15 protein-coding genes, 1 tRNA gene and 1 pseudogene are annotated in these 17742 nt (G+C 69.0%); 10 read left to right on the top strand and 7 right to left on the bottom strand.

Annotated features, from left to right (window positions below; translation table 11 throughout):
* Positions 1-46: 46 nt before the first annotated feature.
* The gene (locus AAFF41_RS40860; RefSeq protein WP_319752096.1) at positions 47-751 is read right to left on the bottom strand and encodes a transketolase; all 705 of its coding nucleotides are present in this window, start codon (positions 749-751) and stop codon (positions 47-49) included.
* A 207-nt stretch (positions 752-958) separates the two neighbouring features.
* On the opposite strand from AAFF41_RS40860, the gene AAFF41_RS40865 reads away from it, so the two are divergent.
* A tRNA-Pro gene (locus tag AAFF41_RS40865) sits at positions 959-1035 on the top strand.
* On the opposite strand, the gene AAFF41_RS40870 is transcribed toward AAFF41_RS40865, so the two are convergent.
* Both AAFF41_RS40870 and AAFF41_RS40875 read right to left on the bottom strand, forming a co-directional pair.
* Positions 998-1546 (bottom strand): cytochrome P450, encoded by a 549-nt coding sequence (locus AAFF41_RS40870; protein ID WP_319752097.1) that lies wholly within the window; start codon positions 1544-1546, stop codon positions 998-1000. The two genes, AAFF41_RS40865 and AAFF41_RS40870, sit on opposite strands and share 38 nt — an antisense overlap.
* Positions 1540-2496: an MFS transporter gene (locus tag AAFF41_RS40875; protein ID WP_343325618.1), complete on the bottom strand. Its 957-nt coding sequence runs from the start codon at positions 2494-2496 to the stop codon at positions 1540-1542. The genes AAFF41_RS40870 and AAFF41_RS40875 overlap by 7 nt, the downstream gene beginning before the upstream one ends.
* A 478-nt stretch (positions 2497-2974) precedes the next feature.
* Between AAFF41_RS40875 and AAFF41_RS40880 the strand changes: the two genes are divergently transcribed.
* The 8 genes and pseudogenes from AAFF41_RS40880 (at position 2975) to AAFF41_RS40915 (ending at position 11918) form a co-directional block, all read left to right on the top strand.
* Positions 2975-4789 carry an ABC transporter ATP-binding protein gene (locus AAFF41_RS40880; RefSeq protein WP_319752100.1) on the top strand — a complete coding sequence of 605 codons (1815 nt, stop codon included), beginning with the start codon at positions 2975-2977 and terminating at the stop codon, positions 4787-4789.
* Between the two features lie 358 nt (positions 4790-5147).
* Positions 5148-6332, top strand: a complete 1185-nt coding sequence (locus AAFF41_RS40885) for a sensor histidine kinase (RefSeq protein WP_054232693.1) — start codon at positions 5148-5150, stop codon at positions 6330-6332.
* Positions 6329-6730: a roadblock/LC7 domain-containing protein gene (locus tag AAFF41_RS40890; RefSeq protein ID WP_054232692.1), complete on the top strand. Its 402-nt coding sequence runs from the start codon at positions 6329-6331 to the stop codon at positions 6728-6730. The genes AAFF41_RS40885 and AAFF41_RS40890 overlap by 4 nt, the downstream gene beginning before the upstream one ends.
* Positions 6727-7104 (top strand): DUF742 domain-containing protein, encoded by a 378-nt coding sequence (locus AAFF41_RS40895; protein WP_054232691.1) that lies wholly within the window; start codon positions 6727-6729, stop codon positions 7102-7104. Before AAFF41_RS40890 ends, AAFF41_RS40895 begins: the two co-directional genes overlap by 4 nt.
* Complete coding sequence (locus AAFF41_RS40900; RefSeq protein WP_095851307.1) at positions 7079-7672, top strand: GTP-binding protein; 594 nt, start codon at positions 7079-7081, stop codon at positions 7670-7672. Before AAFF41_RS40895 ends, AAFF41_RS40900 begins: the two co-directional genes overlap by 26 nt.
* Before the next feature lie 8 nt (positions 7673-7680).
* Positions 7681-9027 (top strand): cytochrome P450, encoded by a 1347-nt coding sequence (locus AAFF41_RS40905; protein WP_319752102.1) that lies wholly within the window; start codon positions 7681-7683, stop codon positions 9025-9027.
* Between the two features lie 298 nt (positions 9028-9325).
* A pseudogene (locus AAFF41_RS40910) lies at positions 9326-10222 on the top strand (tryptophan dimethylallyltransferase family protein); the annotation flags it as partial.
* Between the two features lie 328 nt (positions 10223-10550).
* Entirely contained in the window at positions 10551-11918 is a 1368-nt protein-coding gene (locus AAFF41_RS40915; RefSeq protein ID WP_343325619.1) for a tryptophanase, read from the top strand.
* Positions 11919-12007: 89 nt separating this feature from the next.
* On the opposite strand, the gene AAFF41_RS40920 is transcribed toward AAFF41_RS40915, so the two are convergent.
* Genes AAFF41_RS40920 through AAFF41_RS40930 form a run of 3 tightly spaced genes read right to left on the bottom strand, consistent with a single transcriptional unit; the run spans position 12008 to position 13766 of the window.
* On the bottom strand, positions 12008-12238 hold the full coding sequence (locus AAFF41_RS40920; RefSeq protein ID WP_343325620.1) for a hypothetical protein: 231 nt from the start codon (positions 12236-12238) through the stop codon (positions 12008-12010).
* Positions 12235-13242: a protein kinase domain-containing protein gene (locus AAFF41_RS40925; RefSeq protein WP_319752127.1), complete on the bottom strand. Its 1008-nt coding sequence runs from the start codon at positions 13240-13242 to the stop codon at positions 12235-12237. The genes AAFF41_RS40920 and AAFF41_RS40925 overlap by 4 nt, the downstream gene beginning before the upstream one ends.
* Positions 13239-13766, bottom strand: coding sequence for an NUDIX hydrolase family protein (locus tag AAFF41_RS40930; RefSeq protein ID WP_054232688.1), 528 nt, complete (start codon positions 13764-13766; stop codon positions 13239-13241). The genes AAFF41_RS40925 and AAFF41_RS40930 overlap by 4 nt, the downstream gene beginning before the upstream one ends.
* 832 nt (positions 13767-14598) lie before the next feature.
* Here AAFF41_RS40930 and AAFF41_RS40935 point away from each other — a divergent pair.
* Positions 14599-16995, top strand: a complete 2397-nt coding sequence (locus AAFF41_RS40935) for a M4 family metallopeptidase (protein WP_343325621.1) — start codon at positions 14599-14601, stop codon at positions 16993-16995.
* A gap of 158 nt (positions 16996-17153) precedes the next feature.
* Here the strand turns inward: AAFF41_RS40935 and AAFF41_RS40940 are convergent, their stop codons facing one another.
* Positions 17154-17420, bottom strand: a complete 267-nt coding sequence (locus AAFF41_RS40940; protein ID WP_319752128.1) for a metal-sensitive transcriptional regulator — start codon at positions 17418-17420, stop codon at positions 17154-17156.
* Between the last annotated feature and the right edge of the window lie 322 nt (positions 17421-17742).

Consider the following 17742-nt stretch of genomic DNA (forward strand, 5'->3'; position numbering starts at 1 on the left):
GTCCGGAGCCGCGGGTGCCTCGGGTGTCTTGGACGCCTCTGGTGTCTCAGGCGGACTTGGGCTCGACCCGGGCGACCACCACGTGCGGGCGACCCGGGTGGGGCGCGGTGAAGGCGGCGTACAGCGCCTCGTGGTCACGGCCGTCGACCGTCAGGGCGGACCAGCCCGCGGCCTCGAACCGGGCGGCGATACCGCCGGGCCGGGCATGGCTGGCGGAGGAGTTGTCGATCACCACGGTGTGCAGCCGGTCGAGACCGGCCGGCCCGGCGTACGCGATCGCCTCGTGGTTGCTGCCCTCGTCCAGCTCCGCGTCGCCGATCAGCACCCACACACGGGGCTCGCCCAGCCCCTGCGCGCGCAGGCCCAGCGCGGTGCCGACAGCGATCGGCAGCCCGTGCCCCAGCGACCCGCTGCCGATCTCGGCGCCGGGTACCAGCACCCGGTCCGGGTGGTGTCCGAGCGGTGAGTCGTACGCGCCGAAGTCCGGCAGCCAGTCCACGGGCACGAAGCCCTTGGCCGCGAGCACCGCGTAGTACGCCATGGGCCCGTGCCCCTTGGAGAGCAGGAACCGGTCCCGCTCCGGATCGTCCATCCGCTCGGGCCCGACCCGCAGCACCCGGTCGTAGAGCACCCACAGCGCGTCCAGCGTGGACGTCGCCGCGGGTCCGTGCTTCTCGTCGCCGGTCATCAGCCCCATCAGGCGGGGCAGGTCCTGGTACTGGTGCCGGCGTTCTGCCTCGATGATCGTCATGCCGACGATCGTGCAACCTCAATCAAACTTCAGGTCAAGCACCGTCTCGAAGTCTTTTCCCGCCTGGCCCTGTCGCCCCGCGCCCCGGTCGGCCCCGTATAACGCGCCCCGGTCGGCCCCGAATAAACGGATGCGCGACCATCGCCCCGAGTGCGGTATTGTTTCCGTGCGCGTTCGGCCAGGGGAAACCCCAGGTCAGGCGGGCAACGGGACGTGGCGCAGCTTGGTAGCGCACTTGACTGGGGGTCAAGGGGTCGCAGGTTCAAATCCTGTCGTCCCGACCAGCTTCACAGCAGGTCGGAGGCCGTCTTCTCGGCGATGAGGAGACGGCCTTGTCGTATCCGCTGCTTCACGGACCTCCAGGAGCTCCCAGGTGACGGGCAGCTCGTAGATGCCGTACGCCTGTGAGTCCTCCTTGAACTTCAGCTCCGAGACGTCGACCGCGAGCCGCAGGGTCGGCACCCGACGGAACAGCGTGCTGAACACGATGTGGAGTTCGATACGGGCCAGCTGTTGCCCGATGCACTGGTGCGGGCCCCGGCTGAACGCGACATGGTGCGCCGCCCGACGGGCGAGGTCGAGCTTCTCGGGCTCGGGGAACGCCAGCGGATCCCAGTTGGCGGCCGGCAGGGCCGCGATGAAGCCCTCGCCGGCGCGGATGGTCTCGCCGTCGATCTCGATGTCCTCGACAACGGCCCGTCGTGCGAGCAGCTTGTCGATGAGGTCGTCGGTGATCTGCTGGATCGCCGGGCGGAGCTTCTCCATGCGGTGGCGGGTGAACGAGCTCGTCAGCATCCGGCGCCACCGGGAGTGTTCGGCGCCGTCGGTGGGATCTTGGGCATCAGCACCAGCATCTGCATCACCACGCCCACGGCGCTGAGTGAGCCGGCTGCCACGGAGGTGGCCAGCAGGACGGTCCACACCGGACGACGCCGTGTCATGGACGGCGGGAACAGGGGGTCGGCGACCCGGCGCTCGACGAGTACGAAGGCGGCCAGTGTGATCAGCGCCCCGGCGATGTAGGCGGCGAACTCGGCGCTGCCCCAGCCCCACTGCGATCCCTCGCCGACGGCGTAGACGATCGCCGTGATCCCTCCGCCGAGAAGGAGCCCGCCGATCCAGGCCATCCGCCCGCCCGCCTCACGGACCGGACTCTCCGGCACGAAGGCGGCCACCAGCACGAAGCTCGCGGCGGTACTGATGGCCGTGAACCACAGCACGCCGCGGAATCCGTAACCGTCCAGGAGCCAGCCGGCCAGGAACGGCCCGCCGAAGGCGACGAGGCCGACCCCGCCGGCCAGGAGCCCGCTGGCGAGTCCCACCCAGCGGCGGGGGAACACGTCCCGGGTGATCGCGTAGGCGATCGGGGCGGTGGCCGCGTAGACGCCCGCGATGCCGCGCCCGATCAGCAGCGTGCGGTAGTCGGTGGCGAAGGCGGCGACCAGGTCGCCGACGAAGCCGAGACCGGTGGCGACGAGCAGGACGCGCTTCTTGCCGAAGAGGGCCGCGGCCTTGACCGCGAAGGGCAGGAAGAAGGTCCCGGTCAGCAGGGTCATCAGGGTGAACCAGGCGATGTCCGTGATCCGGAAGTGGATCGCGATGTCGGCCTGTGCGACGCCGGACAACGCGGCGACGCGCGCGACCAGTTGGACGATCCACACGAGCGCGACGACGACGAGCACGTTGCGCGCGGTGGAGCGGGCTCTCTCGTGGGCCTGCGGGGGAGAGGTTCGGGTCTGGGACATCTGCGGCCTTCCAGGGGTGAGCGGAGATCCAGAGAGTGGCTCTGGGCCGGGCGGCGTGGGGGACGTCCAGTGCGAGAGCGGCGACCGGTAAAATAGACCTAACGGTCGGTAAAATTAATGAGCTGCGCGGAAAAGACCGCGTGGAAGAGACGTCCGGGCCCATCGAGGCAGGGGTGATCGGGCCGCCTCGACTCAGGGGCACACTCCTGTTCGGCCGGGTCGCGCAGGCGTGCGACGTGCGCCGTTGGCCGATAAAAACGCTTGGACTGCGCGGGAGCCCTCGCGGGACACTGCGATTCCTGGCCCGTCGAACTCGCACGTGGGTGTCGCCGCGGGCCCGTCGTCGTACCCCGCCCATCGGAGGACGACCCGAGCGAACGTGCTCACTCGGAACCGAAGCTCCACAACGGCCACTGAGGCAACGGAATCTCCCCGGAGAAGCACGCGGCAGGCTGCCGCACGACCACACAGGGTTGGGATGGGATCGCCTGAATCGCGCGAGGGTCCACCGAGCAAAGGCTCGGTGCTCCTCGCCCTTCGCTATTACGGACGGGAGTTGGCCCGGCTCCGACGGCTGACCGCCCCCGCGATGCTGCTGCCGGCGCTCGGCAACATCGGCATCAACTACATCGCGCCTCTGATCGTCGCGAAGCTCGTCGGTCGGATCGCCGGCGACGCCGGTATCTCCATCGGCTCGACGCTGCCGTACGTCCTCGGCTTCGCCGGCGTCCTGCTCCTCGCGGAGATGCTGTGGCGTCTCGGCCTGCACTGCCTGAACCGTCTCGACGCCCTCGGCATCGAGCAGTTGTACGTCATCGGCATGGACGAGCTGTTCGCCAAGGACGCCGCGTTCTTCCACGACAACTTCGCCGGGTCACTGACCAAGCGGGTGCTGAGCTTCGCCTCCCGCTTCGAGGAGTTCGTCGACACGATGACGTTCCAGGTCGTGGGCAGCTTCGTGCCGCTGGTGTTCGGGGCGGTGGTGCTGTGGCGCTACGAACCGCTGCTCGTCGTCGGGCTCCTGGCGATGATCGCGCTGACGGCGCTGTGCGTGTTGCCCCTCATCCGCCGCCGTCAGGCGCTCGTCGATCAGCGCGAGGAGGCGATCGCCCGGGTGTCGGGCCATGTCGCCGACAGTCTGATGAACATGGACACGGTCCGGGCGTTCGCCGCCGAGGAGCGTGAGGCCGCCGAGCACCGGTCCCGTGTCGCGGCCTCGCGGCGGCTCATGCTGAGGTCGTGGGACTACGGCAACCTGCGCATCGACACACTGGTCGCGCCGATGTCCGTGCTGACCAACGCGCTGGGCCTGCTGCTCGCGGTCGCGCTCGGCGGAGGCAGTCACGGCGTGGAGGCGGTCGTGGTCGCCTTCACGTACTACAGCAACGCGACGCGGATCATGTTCGAGTTCAACCAGATCTACCGCCGCCTGGAGAGCTCGATGACGGAGGCGGCGCAGTTCACCGAACTGCTGCTGAAGCCGCCGACCGTGCTCGACCCGAAGACGCCGGAAGCGCTGCTGTCCCGGGCCGCCGACGTCCGCTTCGAGCAGGTGACCTTCGCCCACGCGGGCGCGCAGCCGCTCTTCGAGGGACTCGACCTGGCGGTGCCCAGCGGGGCGAAGATCGGTCTTGTCGGCCGGTCCGGCGGGGGCAAGACCACGCTGGCCCGGCTGCTGCTGAGGATGACGGACATCGACTCCGGCCGCATCCTGATCGGAGGGCAGGACATCAGCAGGCTGCGCCAGGCAGACCTGCGCGGACTGATGGCCTACGTGCCGCAGGACCCGGCGATGTTCCACCGCACACTGCGGGACAACATCGCCTTCGCCCGGCCGGACGCCACCGAGGCCGAGATCCGTCGCGCGGCCGAGGCGGCGCATGTCACGGAGTTCGCCGACGCGCTGCCGGACGGCTTCGACACCATGGTGGGCGAGCGCGGGGTCAAGCTGTCCGGCGGGCAGCGCCAGCGGGTCGCGCTCGCCAGGGCGATCCTGCGCGACGCACCGATCCTGCTGCTCGACGAGGCGACCAGCGCGCTGGACTCCGAGAGCGAGATCCTCGTACAAGAAGCGCTGTGGCGGCTCATGGAGGGCCGGACGGCGCTCGTCGTGGCGCACCGACTGAGCACGGTCGCCACCATGGACCGGCTCGTCGTCCTCGACCGCGGGCGAATCATCGAGCAGGGCACGCATCAGGAACTGCTCGCGTCGGAAGGCGCCTACGCGAAGCTGTGGCAGCACCAGTCGGGCGGTTTCCTCGACGACAGTCAGGAGCCGGCCGACCTGCACTGAACGCGAACCCGGCGGGCGTCGGGTCCCCCCGCGCCCGCTCCGCGGGACCCGCTCCCCGATGTCCACTCCGGGCACCGATTGACGAAAGCCGCAGAGCCCCCTTTTCGGATGTCGTTGAGGATCTGACTACTCATCAATGTTCGCAAGTGCTCCTCATATTGACGGTCCGTCATGAGTTGGGGCGATGATACGATCGCCGCACTTGCCGAGCGGGCTATGGGCACAAAACGACTCTTCTGGCCAAACGACTCTTCTGGCCAACTGTGCGGCCCGGACGGTAAACCCTGCGCAGTGGGCTGCCGGCCCGCCGCGCTGACGGAATTCAGTAGCTGGCTGTCAGTCGCTTGAAGAGAGTCTTATGACGCAATACATGCAGGACCCGGCTCTCTGGGCTCTTATCGCTGGTACTCCGCTTGCAGCTACCGCCATTATTCGCGGAAAGCGGTCTGCGCGGAGTTTAAGGCAGGGAAATCAAGAACTCAGGGATCACTACGCTGAGCTTGAGAATCAATATTCGGCCTCGGTGAAGAAGGCTCAGGAGCAAGCCGAAGAAGCAACGAGAACCGCGCTCAAATCGGCGATGCGGACGCTTCAGGGTCTCGCCGCCGAACAGCAGTTGGCCATTTCCAAACTGCAGAGCAAGTATGGCGAGTCGGTGATTCTCCAGGACCTCCTGGAAATCGACCACATGAACTCGCAGTTCGGGCGGCGCGCCCAGTCCATCGCGGTGCTCTGCGAAGGCTGGCTGGGACGGCAGCGTGACGTCGCGTCGGTGTACGACGTGGTCCGCAGCGCGCAGGGCAGGATCCGGCACTTCCAGCGGGTCGAAATTCTTTCGCAGGTCGATTTCGCGGTCACCAACCGGGCTGTCGAACCGGTGGCGCTGGCCCTTGCCGAACTGCTCGACAACGCCACGAGCTACTCGGCACCGGAAACCAGTGTCGAGATCAATGTCCGTGCCGTACCCAAGGGCATCTGCATCGTCGTGGACGACGCCGGTGTCGGCATGAACGAGGAGGAGAAGGCCCGAGCGGCGAAACTCCTTTCGAGTGAGCGGGCCTCGGGTGTCTCCGGGCTCGGCAATCCTCCGCAGTTCGGATTCGCCGTGATCGGTGTGCTCTGTGAGCGCTACGGCTTCACGGTGTCCGTCGACTCGACCTCTCCCTACGGGGGTGTGCGAGCGGTGGTCCTGCTGCCGGACGAGCTGCTCACCAGCATGCCGCAACCAAAGGAGCGAGCACAGACTGTGAGCACTGTTCCCTCGCTGAACCCGAGCGGCCCGGAACCCGCCGCGGCCGTGTCCACGACCGCCGACGGTCTTCCCAAGCGCCGCCGCAGGCGGGCCATGGCCATCGTGCCGCCGACCGAAACCACGGGTGCCCCCATGACCACGGGCACCCCGATCCGCTCCGAAGAGGAGACCGCCTCGATCATGGGTGCCTTCCAGCGCGGCACGCAGTCCGGTCGAGCCGCGCTCCCGGAGCCTGCGGGCCGCACGAGCAACGCACATGACGCAAGCAGCGAAGGGCATGAGGTTTCGTGAACAACGATCTGTCATGGATGCTTGACGGCGTCCTGGAGATTCCCGGGGCTCTGCACGCGGTCCTGGTCTCCGCCGACGGGCTCTTGATGGCGTCCTCGAAGGGCGTCGGAAGGGACCACGCGGACACCGTCGCCGCCGCGATGAGCGGTGTGCAGTCACTGAGCCGCTCGATCGGGTTCTTCTGCGACGGGTCCGATCTGAAGTGGCGGCAGACGCTCGTCGAGTTCGACGGTGGCTGGGTCTTCCTGATCTCCGCCGGTGACGGCGCGTACCTCGCGGTCTCGGCCTCTCCCGACGTCGAGATGGGGGAGATCACCTTCCGCATGCAGCAGCTCGTCGGCCAGCTGGGCAAGGCGCTGACGACTCCGCCGCGCGAGAACATCGGCGCACGCCAGTGACCGATTCCGAGCGGCAGGAGCCCGAGGCCGCGGAGTTAGTGCGGCCGTACGTCATCACCAATGGCCGGGACCTCCCCGACGGCGACCAGTTCTCCCTGATCACGCTGGTCACGGCGGCCGCCGACCATCAGCAGCGGCCGGCCCGGCTCTCCCCGGAGGAGCAGAGCCTGCTGGAGATGTGCTCCGGCGGCTACCTCTCGGTCGCCGAGATCGCGGGACACCTGCGCCTGCCCATGGGCGTGGTGAAGATCCTTCTCAATGCCCTCGCCGAAGGCGGTTACCTCATCACGCGCGCGCCGGTGGCGCGCGCCCGCCTGGTCGACGAGCAGATTCTTCAGGAGGTGCTGGATGGTCTCCGGGCCCGTTTTGGATGAGAAGGCGTACGTCCGCGGTGGAGCGGCTCAGACCGCCGTGAAGATCCTGATCGTCGGGCACTTCGCGGTGGGCAAGACCACCTTCGTCGGGACGATGTCGGAGATTCCTCCGCTGTCCACGGAGGAGACGATGACACAGGCCGGCGAGGAGATCGACGACCTCAAGGGCGTCCGCGGCAAGACCACCACCACGGTGGCCATGGACTTCGGACGCCTCACGATCAGTGATCACGTCGTGCTGTACCTGTTCGGTACGCCGGGCCAGCAGCGGTTCGTGCAGATGTGGGAGGACATGGCGCGTGGCGCTCTCGGGGCGCTCGTGCTGGTCGACCCCGAGCGGCTGGCGGACTCCTTCGCCGTCATCGACCTGATCGAGCAGTACGGACTCGCCTACGCCATTGCCGTGAACCACTTCGACGGCACGCCCCTTCGCGGCGAAGAGGCGCTGCGTGAGGCGCTGGACCTGCTCCCCGACACCCCGGTCGTCACCTGCGACGCTCGCGACGAGAACTCATCAGCAAGCGCCCTGATCACCCTCGTTCACTATTTGCAGGACCGTGCCCGCTAGGAGCAAGCATGAACACTGAATCCACCGCCCCCGTGCCACCACCCGGCTGCCCGGCTCATGCCACGGGTGAGCCGGTGCCGTTGCACGGGGCGGAGTTCGCGGCCGATCCGCAAGCCTATTACGAGTACATGCGTCACTACGGGCCGACCGCTCCGGTCGAACTCGCCCCCGGTGTCGAGGCGACCCTGGTCACGGATTACTCGGCTGCGCTCCAACTGCTCCAGAACGCGGGTGCCTTCCGTAAGGACTCGCGCCGCTGGCGGGATTTCAACGAAGGTGAGATCAGTCCGGACAGTCCGGTGCTTCCGCTTCTGGTGTACCGGCCCAACGCCATGTTCAGTGACGGGGCCGACCACATGCGGCTGCGGCAGGCCATCACGGACAGCTTCGCGCGTGTCGATTCGCATTGGCTGAGCCAGAGCGCCGAGCGGGTCTCCAATTACCTCATCGCCCAGTTCCACACCCGTGGCTCGGCCGATCTGCTCAACGACTACGCCAAGCTGCTGCCGCTGTTCGTGTTCAACGAACTCTTCGGCTGCCCCGCGGAGATCGGCGACCGGGTCCTCTTCGGTATATCCGGCATTTTCGACGGTGTGAATGCCGAGAAGGCGAACGAGGTACTGGGTCAGGCCGTGGGCGAGCTGGTGGCCCTCAAGCGGTCCCGGCCCGGCGACGACGTCACCTCCTGGCTGATGCAGCATCAGGCGCGCCTGACCAACGAGGAGATGGCCCACCAGCTCGTCCTGCTGCTGGGCGCCGGCGCGGAGCCGCTTCGCAACCTCATCTCCAACACCCTGCACCTGCTGCTGACCAACGACCGTTACGCGGCAGGTGGGTTGATCGAAGAGGCCATCGACACCACGCTGTGGAAGAACCCGCCCATGGCGAACTACGCGCCGCACTACCCGGCGGCCGACATGGAATTCGGGGGACAGAAGCTGGCGGCGGGCGACCTCGTGCTGGTCAGCTTCGCGGCCGCCAACACCGACCCGGCGCTCACGGCGTCCCGGCACGCCTCGAGCAACCGCTCCCACCTGGCGTGGAGCGCGGGACCGCACGCCTGCCCGGCCAAGGACCCCGCCCGGCTCATCACCGTGACGGCCATCGAGAACCTCTTCAACCGGCTGCCCGACGTCGAACTGGCCGTCCCCGAGGACAGTCTGACCTGGCGTCCGGGTCCCTTCAACCGGGCGCTGGCCGCGCTTCCGGCCCGTTTCACCCCCGTACGGGCCGCCCGGCAGCCCGACCCGCAGCACCGCCCGGAGACCACGGCGCGCAGCGACCAGGGAGGTGCGCAGGGCCGGCAGGAGCGCGGCGGGCTGTGGAGTTCGTTCCTGTCCTGGTGGAAGGCGTGAGATACGCAACAGCCGCCAACATCCTCGCACTGCATCAATATTCAACCGGAGGGGTAGGGAAGAGCGCGGCAATCGTGTTGATCACAAGTTAAGGAGGTGTCGTGGAGCCCTCGACCACCGACGCCACTTCAGCACAGCACTCCGCAGCCATGCTCCGCCCCCGACGACAGACCTCCCAAGGGAGCTTCGACCCCCGCGCCATACCCGTCGCACCACACGCGCCGGATGGCGAGATACCCGCCCCCTCAGGCGGGTATCTTTTTGCCCTCCTTCCCGGGCCCACTCGCCGGGAGGGCCGATGATCACCTCCCGTACAGGGGGTGGACCGGTCACGGCCACGCAACCGCTCGGCGGTTACGTCGCCGACCAGTTACTCCGACTGTGCCAAGCCACGGGTCTCGAACCGTCCGACGGCGAGATCTACGCGCGTGTCCTGACCGACTGTCTCGGTCCTGTCGCGGAGCGCCCGTTGGACAAACCGCCGTCCTACCCGAGCTTCCTGTCCGACGACCACACGCCGGTGGAGTACTCACTCGCCTTCGTGCCGGACGCGCCCCCGACCCTGCGCGTGCTGCTGGAACCGGGGTACGGCGCCGAAGGCCTGGCGGAGAACGGGCGCGTCGGACTACGTGTGGTGCGGGCCATGGCCGAGCGCTGGGGCTTCGCCACCGACCAACTCGACCGGCTGGAGGACCTGTTCTTCCCGCCGGACCCCGAGGGCCCGCTGGCGCTGTGGCTGGCCCTGGAGTTGCGGCCCGGCGGAGTCCCCAAGGTCAAGGTCTATCTGAACCCGGCGGCGTCCGGGGCGGACCGGGCCGCCGAGACGGTGCGTGAGGCACTGGACAGGCTCGGCCACCGGCAGGCGTTCGCCGCGCTGCCCCGGGCCGACGGCTATCCGTTCTTCGCCCTCGACCTCGGGGACTGGGAGACACCCCGGGTGAAGGTCTACGTCACCCATCGGAACCTGGCCGCCGCCGACGCGGGTGAACTGCCCCGCACGGACCCCGGGCCACGGCCCGAGACCGTACGGGAGTTCCTGCGGGTCGTGGCGGGTCTCGACAGCTCGCCGCGGCACTCCGGCGCCGGGAACGGCGTACGGCTGGAGGGGCGCCCCGTGCTCTCCTGCCACTCCTTCACGGAGTCCGGGACCGGCCTGCCGAGCGGCTTCACCCTCCACGTACCGGTCAGGGACTACGTCCGGCACGACGGGGAGGCCTATGCGCGAGCGGTGGCCGTGCTGCGCCGACACGGCATGGACACCGCGGTGCTCGACCGGTCGCTGGCCACCGTCACCTCACGGCTGCTGCACGACGGCGTGGGGCTCATCGCCTATCTGGCGCTGGTGTACGAGCGGGGCAGACCGCCCCGTGTGACCGCGTACATCTCCTCGGAGGCGTACGCGGTACGGCCCCCGCTGCCGGCCCAGCCGCCCCATCAGACGTTCTCCCCGTCGCACGGCGCGTACCGAGCCGCGCGAGACCCTCCACTCAGTAGGAAACGGAAAGGCAGGAGCAGAAATCAGGATGGAGCCGTACCGGATCAAGGTCGTCGAACCTATCCCGCTCACGACCCCCCAGCAGCGCAAGGCGGCACTCGAACGAGTGCACTACAACCTGTTCGATCTGCGCGCGGAAGAGGTGACCATCGATCTGCTGAGCGACTCGGGGACCGGTGCGCTGTCCTCGGCGCAGCTCGCCGTGGGCATGGCCGGTGACGAGTCCTACGCGGGCTCGCGATCCTTCTACCGTTTCCGGGACGCGGTGGCGGAACTGACCGGCTTCAGCCACATCCTGCCGGCCCACCAGGGACGTGCGGCGGAACGACTCCTGTTCTCCAACCTCCTCAAGCCCGGCGACACCGTCCTGTCCAACACGCACTTCGACACCACCCGCGCCAATGTGGAGCTGGCGGGCTGTGTGGCCCGCGACCTGCCCTGCGCCGAGGCGCGGAACCTGGACAGCTCGGAGCCCTTCAAGGGGAACATCGACCTCGAGGCCCTGGAGCGGGGGCTGACCGAGACGACCGGCTCGCGTGTCGCCGCGGTGGTCATGACCATCACCAACAACGGCGGTGGCGGTCAGCCCGTCTCCATGGAGAATCTGCGGCGGACCTCCGAACTCTGCCGCCGGCACGGTGTCCCCCTGATCCTGGACGCCGCCCGGTTCGCCGAGAACGCGTGGCTGGTCACCCGGCACGAGGCGGCCTACAAGGACCGCACCCCTCGCCAGGTCGCCGAAGAAGCGTTCCGTCTGGCCGACGGCTGTGTGATGAGCGCGAAGAAGGACGGCATCGTCCACATCGGCGGCTTCATCGGACTGAACGATCCGGAACTCGCCCAGAAGTGCGAGCTCCTCCTCATCGCCACCGAGGGGTTCCCCACCTACGGGGGTCTGGCCGGACGCGACCTCGACATGATCGCCCAGGGTCTCCAGGAGGTGACCGAACCTTCCTACCTCGCGGAGCGGGCGGAGAGCGCCGACCACCTGGCCCAGCGGGTTCGCGCCGCCGGCGTGGACATACTGGAGCCACCCGGTCTGCACGCCATCTATCTCAACGCGGGCCGGCTGCTGCCCCACATACCGCCCCACCAGTACCCCGGCCACGCTCTCGCCTGCCGGCTCTACCTGGAGGGCGGCATCCGGTCGGCCGAACTGGGGTCGCTGTACCTCGGCGAGGAGGACGAGGACGGAAACCCGGTCAAGAGCCCGCCGTACGAGCTGGTGAGGCTGGCGTTGCCGCGGCGCGTCTACACGCGCAGTCACTACGACCACGTCGGCAGAACCCTGGAGACCATCGCCAAGAACGCGGAGTCCGTGCACGGCTACCGGATCGTGGAACAGTCCCCGATCCTGCGGCACTTCCGCGCCAAGCTCCAGCCGGTGACCGTCTAGCGGGCGGGGGAAACGCCGTCCTGAGGCCGCTGCCCGGTCACGTCGTCAACGACGTGACCGGGCAGCGGTTCGCCGGCGCTCGGCCGCTCCTACCCGAAGTGGCTGTCGGTGATCTTCCCGTCCTCCGTGTCCGCGTGGGCGACACAGCGGAAGGCGCGGAGTCCGTCGGACCACTGCTGGGCGGTCGGCGGCAGGATGTCCGTGCTCCACCGGCCGGTGACGGCTCGCCCGGTGGCGGTCCTGGATTTCAGCATGACCTCCCGCGAGCACAGCGCCTTGACGGTGGGGTGTTTGATCAGGTCCCGGGCGTTGTTCGTCATCCCGTCCTCGGGCAGCGGAGCGATGGCGAAGGTCTCCACACGTGCTTCACCCGGCAGTCCGCGAGGCTGACGGTGATCGTCCCCGAGATGTCGGTGATGCCGCTCCAGCACTCGGGGGTCGTGACGCACCGGCCGCCCGCGCCGTCGACCGCGGCGGCTGGGCAGTCCCGGGCGGTGGTCGACACCCCACCGAACCCCGTGTTCGCGGCGGACGTGGTGACGGACGGCCGGGACGAGGTCGAGGGGGACGTGGGGGTGTCGGAACCCCCACCCCGGTAGCTGATCACGGTGACCGAGACGCTCACCGAGACCGCCACCGCCGCCACCGCGGCGATCACTTGGGAGCGCCGCCTCGTCTTCTGCCGGTCCTGCGGCGCCGGGGCGGTGGTCGTGCCCGGCCGACCGGGTTCGGGCGGCGGGGTGGTGTCCCGCCGCGCGGGGACGGTGGTGGTCCGGCTGCCGGGTACGGGACCGAAGCCGGCCCGGTCGCCGCCGTCCATGTCGACGGCGGCGAGCGCGTCCCGCAGGGCCCCGGCGTCGGACAGCCGGCGCGCCGGGTCCGCCACCAGGGCCCGCCCGAGCACCTCGTTGAGCGCCGTCGGCACTCCCGGCAGGTCGGGGTAGGGCCAGGTGTGCCGCACGATGAGTTCCGGGAGGCTGAGCTCGGTGCCGTCCTCGGGGAAGTGCGGCGGGCGGCCCCGCAGCAGTGCGTAGACCGTGGCGGCGAGCGAGTAGACATCGCCGGCCGGGGTCGGTTCGGCCAGGTGGAACGCCTCGGGCGGAGCGTACGCGGGGGTCAACGCCTCCCGGGTGACCGACAGTTCCCGGTCCGGCCGGGGCATGGCCGCCAGGCCGAAGTCGGCGAGTGCGACACCGCCGTACCGGTTGATCAGGATGTTGCCGGGTTTGACCGCATCGTGCCCGTCATCCCCCAGCGCAGGACCACCCCCGCGGCAGCACGTCTGACCGGGGACCGCGCCGACTCTAGCGGAGGCGTACGTCAGGACAGCCGGCCCACATGGGCCAGGGCCTGCTTGAGGAGGGCTCCGTGGCCGCCCGGCATCTCGCCCAGGACCGCGGGCGACGAGGCCTCCTCAGGGCTGAACCAGACCAGGTCGAGGGCGTCCTGCCGGGGGCGGCAGTCGCCGGTCACCGGGACGATGTAGGCGAGCGACACCGCGTGCTGGCGGGGGTCGTGGAACGGCGTGACGCCCACCGTGGGGAAGTACTCGGCGACGGTGAAGGGCTGGAGCGAGGTCGGGATGCGAGGGAGCGCCACGGGGCCGAGGTCCTTCTCCAGGTGGCGCAGGAGGGCGTCCCTGACCCGCTCGTGGTGCAGCACCCGGCCCGAGACGACGGTGCGGCTGACCGTCCCGTCCGGCCCTATGCGCAGCAGCAGTCCGATGCTGGTGACTTCGCCGTTGTCGTCGACGCGGACCGGCACGGCCTCGACGTACAGGATCGGCATGCGTGCGCGCGCGCTCTCGAGTTCGTCGGACGTCAGCCAGCCCGGCGTGGTCTCGGTCATGTCAGACATTGGGTGATCATACTTTCAACCCTTCCGGATCCGCGCGCAGTGCTCGCCATGGTGTCTGGTGGCCATTGTCATCACCCACAACGTGCGCGCGGTGCAACGGATACGCCGACCGTCCGGATCGTTAGGGAAAGCCGCCGGATGGGCAGGGCGGCCGTCGGGTCAGGAGGCCGGCCGTCGCGTCAGTAGGGCAGCAGGCGACCCGACGGTGTCCTGCGGTCGATCGTCACCTCGCGCCCGGTGGCGGGGCGACGGCTGGGGCGAATGCGGATCTGGCGGTTCATGGCGGCCTCCTCGGACTCGTACAACCAGCTTCCACGCCGCCACGCTCACGCGCGTCGTGCTCACGGGTCACCCGTACCTCTCCCTGAGGAGCAGACGCGCGACCCGGTCGTACTACCAAGGAGGGATGCCGACCCTGGGGCACGGTCCGGCGCGAGCCGTGCTCTCCGGGCTTATCCCCATTCCGCCTTCGCGTACTCCGTCGCCGTGCCACCGGCGAAGTCGCGGCCGCTGAGGTGGACGTGCCCGAGGCGGCCGCGACTTCGCCGGGCGCCGCCATTTGAGTGAAGACGGACTCCCGTGCGCCCCGGCTGAACCTCGTCCGTGCGCCCCACGTGAACGTCGTCGAGGGTTAACCCTCGTTTGCTCCCGACCTGCATGACATGTATCTGTCAAGCTGTCATTCTTCTTCCTCACCTGCCGGACAGGCCTCACACGGTCCGCGTAGGGGCCCCGCACTGCTCAGCTCGTCCCGGCCAGCACATCCCGTCTGCCCGGGTCTGTCACCGGCCGTCGACGCGCGGCCGCAGCAGTAGGAGTACGAGTGAGACGAATCCCCCGTCAGGCGGTCGCGGCCGGAGCGCTGGCGGCCACCGCCGCGTTCCTGGCCGTCGGCATACAGACGGTCCCCGCGGCCGCCAAGCCTGCCGCCCCCCACCCCAGTCCGCTGCGCACCGGAGGCCTGGAGGCCAAGCTCACCCCTGCCCAGCACTCGGCACTGCTGAAGAGCGCGGCACAGAAGACCACGACGACCGCCGGCACCCTGGGCCTCGGAGCCAAGGAGAAGCTGGTCGTCAAGGACGTCGTCAAGGACCAGGACGGCACGCTCCACACCCGCTACGAGCGCACCTACGCCGGCCTGCCGGTGCTGGGCGGCGACGTGATCGTCCACACTCCGCCGGCCTCCCTCGCCGCCGGCACGGTGAGCAGCACCTTCAACAACAAGCGGACCATCAAGGTCGCCTCCACCACCGCGACCTTCACCAAGTCCGCCGCCGCGAGCAAGGCGCTGAAGGCCGCCAAGTCCCTGGCCGCCGAGAAGCCCACCACCGACAGTGCCCGCAAGGTGATCTGGGCCGGCAGCGGCACCCCGAAGCTTGCCTGGGAGACCGTGATCGGCGGCCTCCAGGACGACGGCACCCCGAGCCAGCTGCACGTCATCACCGACGCCACCACCGGCCAGGAGCTCTACCGCTACCAGGGCATCAAGACCGGCACGGGCAACACGCAGTACAGCGGCACGGTCACGCTGAACACCACGCTGTCCGGATCGACGTACCAGCTGTACGACACCACACGCGGCGGCCACAAGACCTACAGCCTCAACAACGGCACGTCGGGTACGGGCACGTTGATGACCGACTCCGACGACACGTGGGGCACCGGAGCCGGCTCGAACACCCAGACCGCCGGCGCGGACGCCGCCTATGGCGCCCAGGAGACCTGGGACTTCTACAAGAACACCTTCGGCCGCAGCGGCATCAAGAACGACGGGGTCGCGGCCTACTCGCGCGTCCACTACAGCTCGGCGTACGTCAACGCCTTCTGGGACGACAGCTGCTTCTGCATGACCTACGGCGACGGCTCGGGCGGCACCCACGCGCTCACCTCGCTCGACGTGGCCGGGCACGAGATGAGCCACGGCGTCACCTCCAACACGGCGGGCCTGGACTACAGCGGTGAGTCCGGCGGCCTCAACGAGGCGACCTCCGACATCTTCGGCACCGGCGTGGAGTTCTACGCCAACAACTCCAGCGACGTCGGCGACTACCTCATCGGCGAGAAGATCGACATCAACGGCGACGGCACGCCGCTGCGTTACATGGACAAGCCGAGCAAGGACGGCGGCTCCGCGGACAGTTGGTACTCCGGCGTCGGCAACCTGGACGTCCACTACTCCTCGGGCCCGGCGAACCACATGTTCTACCTGCTCTCCGAGGGCAGCGGCACCAAGGTCATCAACGGCGTCACGTACAACAGCACGACCTCCGACGGAGTCGCCGTCGCGGGCATCGGCCGGGCCGCGGCCCTGCAGATCTGGTACAAGGCGCTGACGTCGTACATGACGTCCAGCACCGACTACGCGGGCGCCCGCACCGCCGCCCTGAACGCGGCCACCGCCCTGTACGGCGCCGGCTCCACCCAGTACGCGGGGGTGGCGAACGCCTTCGCGGGCATCAACGTCGGCAGCCATGTCACGCCGCCGTCGAGCGGGGTGACCGTCACGAACCCGGGCAGCCAGTCCTCCACCGTCGGCACCGCGGTGAGCCTGCAGATCTCGGCCAGCAGCACCAACACCGGCTCGCTGAGCTACGCCGCGACCGGGCTGCCCACCGGCCTGTCGATCAACAGCTCCACCGGAGCGATCACCGGGACGCCGACCACCGCCGGGACGTACAGCACCACGGTCACCGTCACCGACAGCACCGGAGCCACCGGAACGGCGTCCTTCACCTGGACCGTCAGCTCCTCCGGGGGTGGCGGCACCTGCACCTCGACCCAGCTGCTCGGCAACCCGGGCTTCGAGTCGGGCAACACCACCTGGACCGCGAGCAGCGGCGTGATCACCAACTCCAGCAGCCAGGCGGCGCACGCCGGTTCGTACAAGGCGTGGCTGGACGGCTACGGCTCGACGCACACCGACACGCTCTCCCAGTCGGTGACGATCCCGTCCGGCTGCAAGGCCAGCTTCACGTTCTACCTGCACATCGACAGCGCGGAGACGACCACCAGCACCGCGTACGACAAGCTGACGGTCACCGCGGGCACCACCACCCTGGCGACGTACTCCAACCTCAACAAGGCCACGGGGTACACACAGAAGACCTTCGACCTGTCCTCGTTCGCCGGTACCACCGTCGCCCTGAAGTTCAGCGGGGTCGAGGACTCCTCGCTCCAGACCAGCTTCGTCGTCGACGACACCGCCGTCACGACCAGCTGATCGATCCGATCGACACCGTCTGACGCCTCCCCGGCAACAGCCGCGACGTGGGTCACCCGCCAGGGTGGCCCACGTCGCGTCGGTGTGTCGTCGTTCCCGTGATGTCCGTGTTCCCGTGATGTCCGTGGTTCCCGGGAAGTCGTCGTTCCCGTGCCGGCTCAGGCGAGGGCGAGGAAGAGCTTCTCGAGTTCGGCCTCGGACATCGGGGGCGTCTCGTCGTCGGCCGCGGTCATGCACTGGCGCATCCCGCTGGCGACGATCTTGAATCCGGCGCGGTCGAGGGCGCGGGAGACGGCGGCGAGTTGGGTGACCACGTCCTTGCAGTCGCGGCCGGCCTCGATCATGGCGATGACGCCGGCGAGCTGCCCCTGGGCGCGGCGCAGGCGGTTGAGGATCGCGGTACCGGCTTCCTCGTCGACGGACATGGCCATGGGGTGGGTCCTCCTCGGGGTGGTGCTGTTCAGTTTACCCCCTGGGGTATCAGTGGAGCGGCCCTCCGATCGCCTCCACCGGTCCGCCCGTCCGGTCCGATGACCTTCTTTATCGCGGGATCGTCCGCCGGCCGGTTCGGCCGGGCGACCGCTGGGCGGAGGACGCCGAGGAGGTGAGGGAGCCGAGCCCGGCGGCGAGAACGAGCCAGGCGGCCGCGACGGCTTTCGGGATGGCGGTGGCCCCTCGCGGCGGCCCGGCCCGTTCCCTGGCCCTCACCATGGTCCGAGGCCGGTCCCCGGGTGCCCGTCCGCCGTC

The organism is Streptomyces mirabilis (assembly GCF_039503195.1).
Taxonomy (GTDB): Bacteria; Actinomycetota; Actinomycetes; order Streptomycetales; family Streptomycetaceae; genus Streptomyces; species Streptomyces mirabilis_D.